General features: G+C 58.3%; 11 protein-coding genes. 9 read left to right on the top strand and 2 right to left on the bottom strand.

Going from position 1 to position 14,810, the window contains the following annotated elements; translation table 11 throughout:
• Window positions 1-29: 29 nt before the first annotated feature.
• Window positions 30-1,625: a glycoside hydrolase family 17 protein gene (locus ACEN9A_RS21415; RefSeq protein ID WP_258670465.1), complete on the bottom strand. Its 1,596-nt coding sequence runs from the start codon at window positions 1,623-1,625 to the stop codon at window positions 30-32.
• Between the two features lie 285 nt (window positions 1,626-1,910).
• On the opposite strand from ACEN9A_RS21415, the gene ACEN9A_RS21410 reads away from it, so the two are divergent.
• The 3 genes from ACEN9A_RS21410 to ACEN9A_RS21400 all read left to right on the top strand — a co-directional run bounded on the left by ACEN9A_RS21410 (window position 1,911) and on the right by ACEN9A_RS21400 (window position 4,924).
• A complete protein-coding gene (locus tag ACEN9A_RS21410) occupies window positions 1,911-2,762 on the top strand; it encodes a glycine betaine ABC transporter substrate-binding protein (protein WP_019648148.1) in 852 nt (283 codons plus the stop codon).
• A 195-nt stretch (window positions 2,763-2,957) separates the two neighbouring features.
• Window positions 2,958-3,269: a DUF485 domain-containing protein gene (locus ACEN9A_RS21405; protein ID WP_008026759.1), complete on the top strand. Its 312-nt coding sequence runs from the start codon at window positions 2,958-2,960 to the stop codon at window positions 3,267-3,269.
• Entirely contained in the window at window positions 3,266-4,924 is a 1,659-nt protein-coding gene (locus tag ACEN9A_RS21400) for a cation acetate symporter (protein WP_019579621.1), read from the top strand. Before ACEN9A_RS21405 ends, ACEN9A_RS21400 begins: the two co-directional genes overlap by 4 nt.
• A gap of 603 nt (window positions 4,925-5,527) precedes the next feature.
• On the opposite strand, the gene gltA is transcribed toward ACEN9A_RS21400, so the two are convergent.
• A complete protein-coding gene (gltA, locus tag ACEN9A_RS21395) occupies window positions 5,528-6,817 on the bottom strand; it encodes a citrate synthase (protein ID WP_018925105.1) in 1,290 nt (429 codons plus the stop codon).
• Between the two features lie 363 nt (window positions 6,818-7,180).
• Between gltA and sdhC the strand changes: the two genes are divergently transcribed.
• The 6 genes from sdhC to odhB all read left to right on the top strand — a co-directional run bounded on the left by sdhC (window position 7,181) and on the right by odhB (window position 14,760).
• Window positions 7,181-7,555: a succinate dehydrogenase, cytochrome b556 subunit gene (sdhC, locus tag ACEN9A_RS21390; RefSeq protein WP_015096190.1), complete on the top strand. Its 375-nt coding sequence runs from the start codon at window positions 7,181-7,183 to the stop codon at window positions 7,553-7,555.
• A complete protein-coding gene (gene sdhD, locus ACEN9A_RS21385) occupies window positions 7,549-7,917 on the top strand; it encodes a succinate dehydrogenase, hydrophobic membrane anchor protein (RefSeq protein WP_003210573.1) in 369 nt (122 codons plus the stop codon). Before sdhC ends, sdhD begins: the two co-directional genes overlap by 7 nt.
• Window positions 7,918-7,920: 3 nt before the next feature.
• Window positions 7,921-9,693 (top strand): succinate dehydrogenase flavoprotein subunit, encoded by a 1,773-nt coding sequence (sdhA, locus tag ACEN9A_RS21380; RefSeq protein WP_258670461.1) that lies wholly within the window; start codon window positions 7,921-7,923, stop codon window positions 9,691-9,693.
• Between the two features lie 11 nt (window positions 9,694-9,704).
• Window positions 9,705-10,409, top strand: coding sequence for a succinate dehydrogenase iron-sulfur subunit (locus ACEN9A_RS21375; RefSeq protein WP_007936040.1), 705 nt, complete (start codon window positions 9,705-9,707; stop codon window positions 10,407-10,409).
• A 262-nt stretch (window positions 10,410-10,671) separates the two neighbouring features.
• Entirely contained in the window at window positions 10,672-13,503 is a 2,832-nt protein-coding gene (locus ACEN9A_RS21370; protein WP_018925108.1) for a 2-oxoglutarate dehydrogenase E1 component, read from the top strand.
• Between the two features lie 42 nt (window positions 13,504-13,545).
• On the top strand, window positions 13,546-14,760 hold the full coding sequence (odhB, locus tag ACEN9A_RS21365; RefSeq protein ID WP_019648152.1) for a 2-oxoglutarate dehydrogenase complex dihydrolipoyllysine-residue succinyltransferase: 1,215 nt from the start codon (window positions 13,546-13,548) through the stop codon (window positions 14,758-14,760).
• Window positions 14,761-14,810: the final 50 nt, after the last annotated feature.

The following is a 14,810-nucleotide window of genomic DNA, read 5'->3' as shown; positions in this document are numbered from 1 at the left end:
GCTGCGATCTTTTGATCTTGCTGTGTTGATTACCCTTTGCGAACCCGCAAACTGCGCCACAACGCCGCGACCATCAACACACTCACCAGCGTCCAGCCCCAAGCCTGCTGATTCTGCAGACCTTCACGAAACAGCTGCGGCGCAATGCCGGCGCCGATGATGAAGGTCAGCGCGGCGATTTCCCGACGCGGCACGCTCACCGGCCGGCACAGGTACACCAGCGCCGGCAGGATGAAGGCGACACTCGGGAAGCTGCGATAACGCGGGTCGAACACCAGTTCCAGCATCATCACCGCCGCGGCAAAACCTGTCGCTGCCAGCCACCAGCCGGCTCGACGTTCGAGTGCATTGAAGGCGCGCCCACGCCAACCGGTGCGGGCGCTCAAGGTCAGCGCGGCATGGGCCAGCACCAACAGGTTCAACCCCGTCAGCAACGCTACCCACAACCATTCACTGGCAAAACGGGTGGTGACGCGGGCCAGGTCGCCCCAGGCGCCAATCGAGCAGGCCGCCAGGGCACCGAGCAGTGGCAGCACCAACGCTGCGCGGGTGCTGCGAACTAGACCGCCGAGGATCAGCGTGCCGATGAAGATCAAGCCACCCACCGCCAGCCATTGCGACCAGTACGGCACGTTCGAGACCGGCCCGGCGAGCACGCCCTTGTCCTGGCGATCGGCGTCGAACAGTCCCCAATAACCGCCCACCGCACCTTCGCTGGCGCGTTTCCAGGGCTGGTCGAACGCCTCGATCAGGTTGTAATGCCAGCCTTGCTGCTCGGCCATGATCACAAAGCTGCGAATGAACTTGGCTTCATTGACCCGGCTCGGCAGCGCCGTTTCGCGCTGACGACCTTCGCTCGGCCAACCGGTTTCGCCAATCAACACGTCCTTGGGCGCGAACTTGTTGCCGAACACCTGGCGCACTTCTGCCACATGTTGCAGCGCGGCGTCGATGTTCGACGGATCGTCTTCCCAGTACGGCAATAAATGGATGGTCAGGAAATCCACTGCCGGGGCGACTTCCGGGTGTTTGAGCCAGAACTCCCAGACGTCGGCGTAGGTCACTGGTTGCTTGATCCGGCTTTTGACTTTATTGATCAGCGTTGCCAGTTGCGCGCCGGTGACTTCCTTGCGCAGCAGGGCTTCGTTGCCGACGATGACCGAGGTCACCACATCCGGGTTGGCATTGGCCGAGGCGATCAGCAGGTCGACTTCCTTGGCGGTGTCCACCGGGTTGCTGTTGACCCAGGCGCCGATCATCAGCTTCAAGCCGTGCTTGCGCGCCAGGTCGGGCAGATCCTGGAGGCCGGTCATGGAATAGGTGCGGATGCATTCGAAGCGGGTCGCCAGCAGGGCGAGGTCGGCGTCCATGCGCTCGGGGCGCAGTTTGAACGGCACGTCGAATGGCGATTGGTCCTTGTCGAACGGGGTGTAGGAGGCGCATTGCAGCTTGTGCGTTGCGCTGGCCACGTCCGGCAGGATCACTGGTTTGCCGAGGCCGTACCAGAAGCCGCCGAGGGCAAACAGCCCCAGCAGGCAAGCGAAAAGATAAGCCAAAAAAGGAAAGCGTGATGTCGCGGGCATGTTCAGGCCGTCTGGGAGCAAAGCCGGGCATGTTACCTGCATTTGGCCTACGCTTGGTGGGCTGCTTGGTTTTGACATGCAAAGTTCAGGCGGGATGGCCTGTGCATTTTTAGCGGTCGCGATTAATGGCCTTCTGATGTCGTTTCTCGATGTCTTGAGGTCGCTGGCAGAGCAGGTCACTGTTGGCGTCAGGTTGATGATCGACACGTCAGTACTCCACTGATAATCGAGCGAGTTTGCGGTCGGCGTGATGGGGGCGCTGTGCACCATAAAAATACGTTGAGCGACTCGGCATCCGTCGAGTGCAGCACTTTCGGGGAAGTAACGATGAAGATGCGACGACTCTTGGGCGCAGGTGCCGCTTTGGTGCTGGCAATCAGTTCTACCGTAGCCAGCGCTGAAGGCAAGGCAGTAACGATCGGTTATGTGGACGGCTGGTCGGACAGCGTCGCCACGACCAACGTGGCTGCTGAAGTGATCAAACAGAAACTCGGTTATGACGTGAAACTGCAAGCGGTTGCCACCGGGATCATGTGGCAAGGTGTGGCCACCGGCAAACTCGACGCCATGCTGTCGGCGTGGCTGCCCGTGACTCACGGCGAATACTGGGCGAAGAACAAGGATCAGGTCGTCGACTACGGCCCGAACTTCAAGGATGCGAAAATCGGCCTGATCGTGCCGGAGTACGTCAAGGCCAAGTCCATTGAGGATCTGAAAACCGACGAGAGCTTCAAGGGCCGTATCGTCGGCATCGACGCCGGTTCAGGCGTGATGCTCAAGACCGATCAGGCCATCAAGGATTACGGTCTGGACAATTACACCCTCAAGGCCAGTTCCGGCGCCGGCATGATTGCCGAGCTGACCCGTGCCGAGAAGAAAAACGAATCCATTGCCGTCACCGGTTGGGTGCCGCACTGGATGTTCGCCAAGTGGAAACTGCGCTTCCTGGAAGACCCGAAAGGCGTTTACGGCGCAGCTGAAACCGTGAACAGCATCGGCAGCAAAGAACTGGCAACCAAAGCGCCTGAAGTCGCGAAGTTCCTGAAGAACTTCCAGTGGGCGTCGAAAGACGAAATCGGTCAAGTCATGTTGGCGATTCAGGACGGTGCCAAGCCTGAAGCCGCAGCGAAAGACTGGGTAGCCAAACACCCGGATCGCGTTGCCGAATGGACCAAATAATTTGAGCTGAAGCGTCTGGTCAGCACTTCTCAAGGCCCCTTGGCTTAAATGCCAAGGGGCTTTTTGCTTTCTGTGGGAGCAAGGCGGGGCGAAACAGTCATGTCGTTCTAATACTAAGGTCGTCTGGAACCTGTCCGGTAGCCGCATAGAGTGGATAACGTTCCAACTAAAATCTGTGCTGCGAGGATAAAAACAATGAACGACAGCATTTACCTCTCGATTCAAAACAGCCCGCGCTTCAAGGAGCTGGTTAGCAAGAGGGAACGATTCGCCTGGATTCTTTCAGCGATCATGCTTGGGCTGTACTCCGGATTCATCCTGTTGATTGCTTACGGGCCGCATATTCTGGGCGCGAAAATCAGCCCCGAGTCTTCGATTACCTGGGGCATTCCGATCGGTGTCGGGCTGATTGTTTCGGCCTTTATCCTGACGGGCATCTACGTGCGACGCGCCAACGGCGAATTCGACGACTTGAACAATGCGATTCTCAAGGAGGCTCAGCAATGATCCGGCGTCTAATCGCTCTCTTGAGCATCGCAGCCTTTGCACCGGGCGCCTGGGCGGCTGAGGCCCTGACGGGTGCAGTGCAGAAACAACCGCTCAACGTATCCGCGATCATGATGTTCGTGGTGTTCGTCGGGGCAACCTTGTGCATCACCTATTGGGCGTCCAAGCGCAACAAATCGGCCGCCGACTACTATGCGGCGGGCGGCAAGATCACCGGTTTCCAGAACGGTCTGGCGATTGCCGGTGACTACATGTCCGCGGCGTCCTTCCTGGGTATTTCCGCCCTGGTGTTCACCTCCGGCTACGACGGCCTGATCTACTCGATCGGCTTCCTGGTGGGCTGGCCGATCATTCTGTTCCTGATCGCCGAGCGTCTGCGTAACCTGGGCAAGTACACCTTTGCCGACGTGGCGTCCTATCGTCTGGGGCAAACTCAGATCCGCTCGCTGTCGGCGTGCGGTTCGCTGGTGGTGGTGGCGTTCTACCTGATCGCGCAAATGGTCGGTGCCGGCAAGCTGATTCAGTTGCTGTTCGGCCTGGACTACCACGTTGCGGTGATCCTGGTCGGTATCCTGATGTGCCTGTACGTGCTGTTCGGCGGCATGCTGGCGACCACCTGGGTACAAATCATCAAGGCAGTGCTGTTGCTGTCCGGTGCCTCGTTCATGGCGCTGATGGTGATGAAACACGTCAACTTCGACTTCAACACACTGTTCTCCGAGGCGATCAAGGTTCACGCCAAAGGTGAAGCAATCATGAGCCCGGGCGGCCTGGTGAAAGACCCGATCTCGGCGTTCTCCCTCGGCCTGGCACTGATGTTCGGTACCGCTGGCCTGCCGCACATCCTGATGCGCTTCTTCACCGTGAGTGATGCGAAAGAAGCACGTAAAAGCGTGCTGTATGCAACCGGCTTCATTGGCTACTTCTACATCCTGACCTTCATCATCGGCTTCGGCGCGATCCTGTTGGTGAGCACTAACCCGGCCTTTAAAGATGCAGCTGGCGCGCTGTTGGGCGGCAACAACATGGCGGCGGTGCATTTGGCCAACGCGGTGGGTGGCAGTGTGTTCCTGGGCTTCATCTCGGCGGTGGCGTTTGCGACCATTCTGGCGGTGGTGGCTGGCCTGACCCTGGCCGGTGCCTCGGCAGTGTCCCATGACCTGTATGCCAGCGTGATCAAGAAGGGCAAGGCCAACGAGAAGGACGAAATCCGCGTCTCGAAAATCACCACCATCGCTTTGGCGGTGCTGGCGATCGGCCTGGGCATTCTGTTCGAGAAGCAGAACATCGCGTTCATGGTGGGCCTGGCGTTCTCCATCGCGGCGAGCTGCAACTTCCCGGTGCTGCTGCTTTCCATGTACTGGAAGAAACTGACGACTCGCGGTGCGATGATCGGCGGTTGGTTGGGGCTGGTCAGTGCGGTTGGCTTGATGGTGCTGGGGCCAACCATCTGGGTGCAGATCATGGGTCACGAGAAGGCGATCTTCCCGTATGAATACCCGGCGCTGTTCTCGATGATCATTGCCTTTATCGGGATCTGGTTCTTCTCGATCACTGACAAATCTACTGCGGCTGACAATGAGCGGGCGCTGTTCTTCCCGCAGTTTGTCCGTTCGCAGACCGGGTTGGGGGCGAGTGGGGCGGTTTCGCACTAAGGCTTCTTATATATAAGCTGCACTGACACGAATGCCCCGGTCGAGAGATCGGGGCATTTTTATGGGTGGTTATCGCCCTTTGTGTGTACATATCCGTTTCTGAGGTAACGGCCGCCTATGGTTTCGCTCTTACAGCGAGTCACTTTCGAAAAGCGCGAAAGTAACCAAAGCGCTTTTGCCCCTTTCGTTCGGTGCCTCGCCCGGGCTCGGCATGCCCTCGCTCCGGTCCTGCTCCGTGGGCCCGCCGCCATCGGCCATCCATGGCCGGGGGCGGCTAACCCGGCATCCATGCCGGGTTGCCCACTGCGCAGAACCTCCACTCGGCCTCTCGAGGGGGCGTGCACCGCAAAAGCAAAAGCGAGGCGGCCTACCGGCCGGCCTGACTTCAAGTGAACGCGTTCCCCTGTAGGAGCTGCCGAAGGCTGCGATCTTTTGATCTTGCCGTTGCTTTGGCTTTTGATCTGTCTGCCCCTTTCCCGGAGGTCGAGCCGCCGTTACCGAAGAAACGGATATGCACACAACCAAAGCGCACAAACAAAAACGGCCTCTATCTACATAGAGGCCGTTCTCGGTGCAACTTAAGACGTTATCGCAAGACAGGTCTTATTTGCGGTCTTCAAGCGGGGTGATGTCACGCGACTCGTAACCGGTGTACAGCTGGCGCGGACGGCCGATCTTGTACGGGCTGGAGAGCATTTCTTTCCAGTGGGAGATCCAGCCGACGGTCCGCGCCAGGGCGAAGATCACGGTGAACATACTGGTTGGAATACCGATCGCCTTGAGGATGATCCCCGAGTAGAAGTCGACGTTCGGGTACAGCGAGCGTTCGATGAAGTACGGGTCGGTCAGGGCGATCTCTTCCAGGCGCATGGCCAGTTCGAGTTGCGGATCGTTGGTGATGCCCAGTTCCTTCAACACTTCGTCGCAGGTCTGCTTCATGACGGTAGCGCGTGGGTCGCGGTTTTTGTAAACCCGGTGACCGAAGCCCATCAGTTTGAACGGATCGTTCTTGTCCTTGGCCTTGGCGATGTACTTGTCGATGTTCGAGACATCGCCAATTTCATCGAGCATGGTCAACACGGCTTCGTTCGCACCGCCGTGGGCAGGGCCCCACAGTGCAGCGATACCGGCGGCGATACAGGCGAACGGGTTGGCACCCGACGAACCGGCCAGACGTACGGTGGAGGTCGATGCGTTCTGCTCGTGGTCGGCATGGAGGATGAAGATCCGGTCCATGGCCTTGGCGAGTACCGGGCTGATCGGTTTGATCTCGCACGGGGTGTTGAACATCATGTGCAGGAAGTTTTCCGCGTACGACAGGTCGTTGCGCGGGTACATCATGGGTTGGCCCATGGAGTACTTGTAAACCATTGCAGCCAGGGTCGGCATCTTGGCAACCAGACGGATCGCGGAGATTTCGCGATGCTGCGGGTTATTGATGTCGAGGGAGTCGTGGTAGAACGCCGAGAGGGCGCCAACTACACCGCACATGACGGCCATTGGGTGGGCGTCGCGACGGAAGCCGTTGAAGAAGGTCTTCAACTGCTCGTGGACCATGGTGTGGTTCTTCACGGTGCCGACGAACTGGGCCTTCTGTTCTGCGGTCGGCAGCTCGCCGTTGAGCAGCAGGTAGCAGGTTTCCAGATAGTCCGACTTTTCAGCCAGCTGTTCGATCGGGTAGCCGCGGTGCAGCAGAATACCGTTGTCGCCGTCGATGTAGGTGATCTTCGACTCGCAGGAGGCGGTCGACATGAAACCAGGGTCAAAGGTGAAACGGCCCGTGGCCGTCAGGCCCCGAACGTCGATAACATCGGGACCAACGGTGCCGGTTAAAATGGGCAGCTCGACGGGGGCTGCGCCCTCGATGATCAACTGCGCTTTTTTGTCAGCCATGTGGCCTCCTATTTATGCTTGAAATCATCAGACAGACCCCCCACGCAGGGCCCGCACCACTATAGTGAGATAAATTCGAATGTCAATTTGCCTAAAGTCTTGCTCCAGAAGGCTTTAACCGGACTTTTTTCTCGAAATTGCCTGCCGTTTACGCCTTTTATATCACTTGTGCAATCCGCTATTAGGGGAAGGTGAACGCGTTGTCATTAGTAGCCTAACTGTCTATACTCGGCCACCGACCGCCAGGGGCTTTTGGGCCTGCTTTATTGGGGGTCGCATCCCTGGGTGGTGGTTACCTGACCAGTGCACTCCCCAACAACTTTGCCCTGATTGTTAGGGGCTCTTCAGTGTGAAAAAAAAGCCGTGAAAAGCCAACGACCTGTAAACCTAGACCTAAGGACCATCAAACTCCCCATCACCGGCGTTACGTCGTTTCTTCACCGTGTTTCCGGCATCATCCTCTTCCTGGGCCTTGGCTTCATGCTTTATGCATTGGGCAAGTCTCTGGGTTCCGAGGAAGGTTTTGCCGAGGTGAAGGCATGCTTGACCAGCCCGCTGGCCAAGTTCGTAGCATGGGGCCTCCTGTCCGCTCTTCTGTATCACCTGGTAGCCGGTGTGCGCCACTTGATCATGGACATGGGCATCGGTGAGACGCTGGAAGGCGGCCGCCTGGGCTCGAAAATTATCATCGCCGTTTCCGTGGTGTTGATCGTTCTGGCAGGAGTTTGGATATGGTAACCAGCGTTACGAACCTTTCGCGTTCGGGCCTCTATGACTGGATGGCGCAACGTGTGTCTGCGGTTGTTCTCGCGGCTTATTTTATTTTCCTGATCGGATACCTCGCTGCGAATCCTGGCATTGGCTACGCCCAATGGCATGGCCTGTTCGCCCACAACGGGATGCGTATCTTCAGTCTGCTGGCCCTTGTGGCCCTGGGCGCTCACGCCTGGGTCGGCATGTGGACCATCGCGACCGACTACCTGACGCCGATGGCGCTGGGCAAGTCCGCGACTGCAGTACGTTTCCTTTTCCAGGCAGTATGCGGCGTTGCGATGTTCGCTTACTTCGTCTGGGGTGTGCAGATTCTCTGGGGTATCTGATCCATGGCTAACATTCCAACGATTTCTTTCGACGCCATCATTATTGGTGGTGGCGGTGCCGGCATGCGCGCTGCGCTGCAATTGGCACAAGGCGGTCACAAGACTGCCGTGATCACCAAGGTTTTCCCGACTCGTTCGCACACCGTATCGGCCCAGGGTGGCATCACCTGCGCCATCGCGTCTGCCGACCCGAACGATGACTGGCGCTGGCACATGTACGATACCGTCAAGGGTTCCGACTACATCGGTGACCAGGATGCTATCGAATACATGTGTCAGGAAGGCCCGGCTGCCGTTTACGAGCTGGACCACATGGGTATGCCGTTCTCGCGTACCGAGCAAGGTCGTATCTACCAGCGTCCGTTCGGCGGTCAGTCGAAGGATTACGGTAAAGGCGGGCAGGCTGCCCGTACTTGCGCCGCTTCCGACCGTACCGGTCACGCGCTGCTGCACACCCTTTATCAGGGCAACCTGAAAGCCGGCACCGTGTTCCTGAACGAATACTACGCTGTCGATCTGGTAAAGAACGGTCAAGGCGAGTTCGTCGGTGTGATCGCGATCTGCATCGAAACCGGTGAAACCACCTACATCCGTGCCAAGGCCACCGTACTGGCCACCGGCGGTGCAGGTCGTATCTACGCTTCGACCACCAACGCCCTGATCAACACCGGTGACGGCGTTGGCATGGCGCTGCGTGCCGGCGTACCGGTACAAGACATCGAAATGTGGCAGTTCCACCCGACCGGCATCGCCGGCGCCGGTGTACTGGTAACCGAAGGTTGCCGTGGTGAAGGTGGTTACCTGATCAACAAGCACGGCGAGCGTTTCATGGAGCGTTATGCTCCGAACGCCAAAGACCTTGCCGGTCGTGACGTGGTTGCCCGTTCGATGGTTAAGGAAATCATCGCCGGCAACGGTTGCGGTCCGAATGGCGACCACGTAATGCTCAAGCTCGACCACCTGGGCGAGGAAGTGCTGCACAGCCGTCTGCCAGGCATCTGCGAACTGTCCAAGACTTTCGCGCACGTTGATCCGGTCGTCGCTCCGGTTCCGGTTGTTCCGACTTGCCACTATATGATGGGCGGCGTTGCCACCAACATTCATGGCCAGGCGATCACTCAGGACGCCGAAGGCAAGGACACCATCATTCCTGGCCTGTTCGCGGTTGGTGAAGTGGCTTGCGTATCGGTTCACGGTGCCAACCGTCTGGGCGGCAACTCGTTGCTCGACCTGGTGGTTTTCGGTCGTGCGGCCGGTCTGCACCTGGAAAAAGCGCTGACCGACGGTATCGAATACGACGACGCCACCGACGCCGACATCAATGCGGCCCTGTCGCGTCTGTCCGCTCTGAACGAGCGTACCGATGGTGAAGACGTGGCAACCCTGCGTCGCGAGCTGCAAAGCTGCATGCAGAACTACTTCGGTGTATTCCGTACTGGCGAATACATGCAGAAGGGTATTGCTCAACTGGCTGACCTGCGTGGCCGTATCGCCAACGTCAAGATCAACGACAAGAGCCAGGCGTTCAACACCGCGCGTATCGAAGCGCTGGAACTGCAGAACCTGCTGGAAGTGGCCGAAGCTACCGCCATCGCTGCAGAAGTGCGTAAAGAGTCCCGCGGTGCTCACGCCCGTGAAGACTTCGAAGATCGTGACGATGAAAACTGGCTGTGCCACACCCTGTACTTCCCGGGTGAGAAGCGCGTTGCCAAGCGTGCAGTGAACTTCTCGCCGAAGACTGTTCCGACTTTTGAACCTAAGATTCGGACTTATTAAGGGTGGCCACCATGTTGAAAGTCAGTGTTTATCGTTACAACCCTGATCAGGACGCTGCGCCGTTCATGCAGGAATTCCAGGTTGATACCGGTGGTAAAGACCTGATGGTGCTGGACGTGCTGGCCCTGATCAAAGAGCAGGACGAAGGTTTCTCCTATCGTCGCTCTTGCCGTGAAGGTGTTTGCGGTTCCGACGGCATGAACATCAACGGCAAAAACGGTCTGGCGTGCATCACGCCGCTGTCTGCCGTCGTAAAAGGTAACAAGCTGATCGTTCGTCCTCTGCCAGGTTTGCCGGTTATCCGTGACCTGGTCGTCGATATGAGCATCTTCTACAAGCAATACGAAAAGGTTAAGCCATACCTGCAGAACGACACGCCGGCTCCGGCCATCGAGCGTCTGCAGTCCCCTGAAGAGCGTGAAAAGCTCGACGGTCTGTACGAGTGCATCCTGTGCGCTTGCTGCTCGACTTCGTGCCCGTCCTTCTGGTGGAACCCGGACAAGTTCCTGGGCCCGGCTGCCCTGCTGCAAGCGTACCGCTTCCTGGCAGACAGCCGCGACACCAAGACGTCCGAGCGTCTGGCTTCGCTGGATGACCCGTTCAGCGTATTCCGCTGCCGGGGCATCATGAACTGCGTCAACGTTTGTCCGAAAGGCCTGAACCCGACTAAGGCCATCGGTCACATCCGTAACATGCTGCTGCAAAGCGGCGTGTGATTCAGCTGCTGTACCCGTAGAACCGCTGTACCCGTAGATGCTGCGGCGCAGGCTTCAACCGGCGCCGTAGTTTTAACCTGAGCAGCAGCCCATAAGGCTGCGGCTCTTATTTTGAAGAAATGAGACAAGCAGGGGCATCCGGGCTGGTACCCGGACTATCAGCGTGATCCTAAGTGGCTTGTTTTAGTCGCTGCATTCGGACTTCTGCAAGTTTGCTCGGTGTCGACGCCGGTGGTGTTCCCCTAACCGAGGGTGACCAAGCATGCAAGAAAGCGTGATGCAGCGCATGTGGAACAGCGCCTACCTTTCCGGTAGTAACGCTGCCTATGTGGAAGAGCTCTACGAGCTCTACCTGCACGACCCTAACGCTGTGCCAGAAGAGTGGCGCACCTACTTCCAGAAGTTGCCTGCTGATGGCAACACTGCCACCGATGTTTCGCACTCCACAATTCGCGATCATTTCGTCTTGCTGGCAAAGAACCAGCGCCGCGCCCAACCGGTTTCCGCCGGTAGCGTGAGCAGTGAGCACGAGAAGAAGCAAGTTGAAGTGCTGCGATTGATCCAGGCCTACCGTATGCGTGGCCACCAGGCAGCCCAGCTTGACCCGCTGGGGCTGTGGCAGCGTCCTGCACCTGCAGACCTGTCAATCAATCATTACGGCTTGACCAATGCCGATCTTGATACGACCTTCCGTGCCGGCGACCTGTTCATCGGCAAAGAGGAGGCGAGCCTACGCGAAATTCACGAAGCGTTGCAGCAGACATATTGCCGCACCATCGGCGCTGAATTTACGCACATCACCGATTCCGAGCAGCGCCAGTGGTTCCAGCAGCGTCTGGAAAGCGTGCGCGGCCGTCCGACGTACTCCGCCGACATCAAGAGTCACCTGCTCGAGCGCGTCACTGCCGGCGAGGGTCTTGAAAAATACCTCGGGACCAAGTATCCGGGTACCAAGCGTTTCGGTCTGGAAGGCGGCGAGAGCCTGATTCCGATGCTCGATGAACTGATCCAGCGTTCCGGCTCCTACGGCACCAAGGAAATCGTCATCGGCATGGCCCACCGTGGTCGTCTGAACGTGCTGGTCAACACCTTTGGCAAGAACCCGCGCGAGTTGTTCGACGAGTTCGAAGGCAAGAAGAAGGTCGAGCTGGGTTCCGGTGACGTTAAATATCACCAGGGCTTCTCGTCCAACGTCATGACCACCGGCGGTGAAGTTCACCTGGCCATGGCTTTCAACCCGTCTCACCTGGAAATCGTTTCTCCAGTGGTCGAGGGTTCGGTCCGTGCCCGTCAGGATCGTCGTAACGATCCTACCGGTGAAAAGGTTCTGCCGATCTCCATCCACGGTGACGCGGCATTCGCCGGTCAAGGTGTGGTCATGGAAACCTTCCAGATGTCGCAGACCCGCGGTTTCAAGACCGGCGGCACCGTGCACATCGTGATCAACAACCAGGTCGGCTTCACCATCAGCAACCCGCTGGACTCGCGCTCCACCGAGTACGCGACCGACGTTGCGAAGATGATCCAGGCGCCGATCCTCCATGTGAATGGTGATGATCCGGAAGCCGTGTTGTTCGTGACCCAGTTGGCCATCGACTACCGCATGCAGTTCAAGCGTGACGTGGTGATCGATCTGGTCTGCTACCGTCGTCGCGGCCACAACGAGGCTGACGAGCCAAGCGGTACCCAGCCTCTGATGTATCAGCAGATCACCAAGCAGCGCACCACCCGTGAGCTGTATGCCGATCGTCTGACCCAGAGTGGTGTACTGGACGCAGAGCGTGTTCAGGCGAAAGTCGACGAATACCGCAATGCGCTGGACAACGGTCTGCATGTTGTAAAAAGCCTGGTCAAAGAGCCGAACAAAGAGTTGTTCGTGGACTGGCGTCCGTATCTGGGCCACGCCTGGACCGCGCGTCACGACACTCGCTTCGATCTGAAAACCTTGCAGGAACTGTCTGCCAAGCTGCTGGAAATTCCGGAAGGCTTCGTGGTGCAGCGCCAGGTCTCGAAAATCTACGAAGACCGTCAGAAGATGCAAGCCGGCGGCCTGCCGATCAACTGGGGTTACGCCGAAACCATGGCGTACGCGACCCTGGCGTTCGAAGGTCACCCGATTCGCATGACGGGTCAGGACATCGGTCGCGGTACGTTCTCGCACCGTCACGCTGTCTTGCACAACCAGAAAGACGCGGGTACCTATATCCCGTTGCAAAACCTCTACAAGGGGCAGCCACGTTTCGACCTGTACGATTCGTTCCTGTCTGAAGAGGCGGTTCTGGCGTTCGAATACGGTTATTCGACCACCGAGCCAAACGCTCTGGTTATCTGGGAAGCCCAGTTCGGCGACTTCGCCAACGGTGCCCAAGTGGTTATCGACCAGTTCATCACCAGTGGCGAGCACAAGTGGGGCCGTCTCTGCGGTCTGACCATGCTGCTGCCGCACGGTTATGAAGGTCAGGGTCCTGAGCACTCCTCGGCTCGTCTGGAGCGTTACCTGCAGCTGTGCGCCGAGCACAACATTCAGGTAGCCGTGCCGACTACGCCGGCCCAGATCTACCACTTGCTGCGTCGTCAGGTGATTCGCCCGCTGCGCAAACCATTGGTAGTCCTGACTCCGAAGTCGTTGCTGCGTCACAAGCTGGCCATCTCGACCCTGGAAGATCTGGCCGAAGGTTCGTTCCAGACCGTGATCCCGGAAATCGATGCGCTTGATCCGAAAAAGGTCACTCGCATGATCCTGTGCAGCGGCAAGGTCTACTATGACCTGCTGGAAAAACGCCGTGCCGAAGGTCGTGAAGACATCGCCATCGTGCGTATCGAGCAGCTGTATCCGTTCCCTGAGGACGACCTGATGGAGGCGCTCGCCCCTTACACCAACCTCGAAAACGTGGTTTGGTGCCAGGAAGAGCCGATGAACCAGGGCGCCTGGTACAGCAGCCAGCATCACATGCGTCGCAGCCTGACCAACCATAAACAAGGCCTGGTCCTGGAATACGCTGGTCGTGAGGCGTCTGCCGCACCTGCTTGCGGTTACGCTTCGATGCACGCCGAGCAGCAGGAACAACTGCTGCAAGATGCTTTCACTGTTTAACGCCTTCGCGCACCTGAAACCGAATTTAAGGACCCACAGATAATGGCTATCGAAATCAAAGCCCCCACTTTCCCGGAATCGGTTGCCGATGGCACCGTTGCCACCTGGCACAAAAAACCGGGCGACGCCGTCAAGCGTGACGAACTGATCGTCGACATTGAAACCGACAAAGTCGTACTGGAAGTTCTGGCCACCGCTGATGGCGTGCTGGGCGCGATCGTCAAGAACGAAGGCGACACCGTTCTGTCCGACGAAGTTCTGGGCTCGATCGGTGAGGGCGGTGCTGCTGCCGCTCCAGCCGCTGCTGCACCTGCCGCTGCTGCCGCTGCTCCTGCCGAAGTAGGCGAAGACGATCCTGTTGCTGCACCGGCTGCTCGCAAGCTGGCTGAAGAAAACGGCATCAACATCGCTTCCGTTGCCGGCACCGGCAAAGGCGGTCGTGTGACCAAGGAAGACGTGGTAGCCGCTGTTGCCGCCAAGAAAGCCGCTCCGGCTGCTGCGCCTGCCAAGGCTGCTGCACCTGCTGCCGCTGCTCCGGTATTCGCTGCTGGCGACCGCGTAGAAAAACGCGTTCCGATGACCCGTCTGCGCGCCAAGGTTGCCGAGCGTCTGGTTGAAGCTCAATCGAACATGGCCATGCTGACCACTTTCAACGAAGTCGACATGACCGAAGTCATGGCCCTGCGTTCGAAGTACAAGGACCTGTTCGAGAAGTCCCACAACGGCGTACGCCTGGGCTTCATGTCGTTCTTCGTGAAAGCGGCTACCGAAGCGCTGAAACGCTTCCCGGCTGTCAACGCGTCGATCGACGGTGCCGACATCGTTTACCACGGCTACGCCGACGTTGGTGTAGCTGTTTCCAGCGACCGCGGTCTGGTTGTACCGGTTCTGCGTAACGCCGAACTGATGAGCCTGGCTGAAATCGAAGGCGGCATCGCTACCTTCGGCAAGAAAGCCCGTGACGGCAAACTGTCGATGGAAGAAATGACCGGCGGCACGTTCACCATCACCAACGGCGGTACTTTCGGTTCGATGATGTCGACTCCGATCGTCAACCCGCCACAGGCTGCGATTCTGGGTATGCACAACATCATCCAGCGCCCTATGGCGATCAACGGTCAGGTAGTTATCCGTCCGATGATGTACCTGGCGCTGTCCTACGATCACCGTCTGATCGATGGCAAAGAAGCTGTGACCTTCCTGGTGACCATCAAGAACCTGCTGGAAGACCCGGCTCGTTTGCTGCTGGATATCTGATTTCGTTGCACGGGCCGTTCAATGATGGACGGCCCTTCTGTAATGACCAG

This window comes from Pseudomonas sp. Pseusp18 (genome assembly GCF_059506005.1).
The sequence above is the reverse complement of the archived record's forward strand: the minus strand, read 5'-3'. Positions and strand labels throughout refer to the sequence as shown.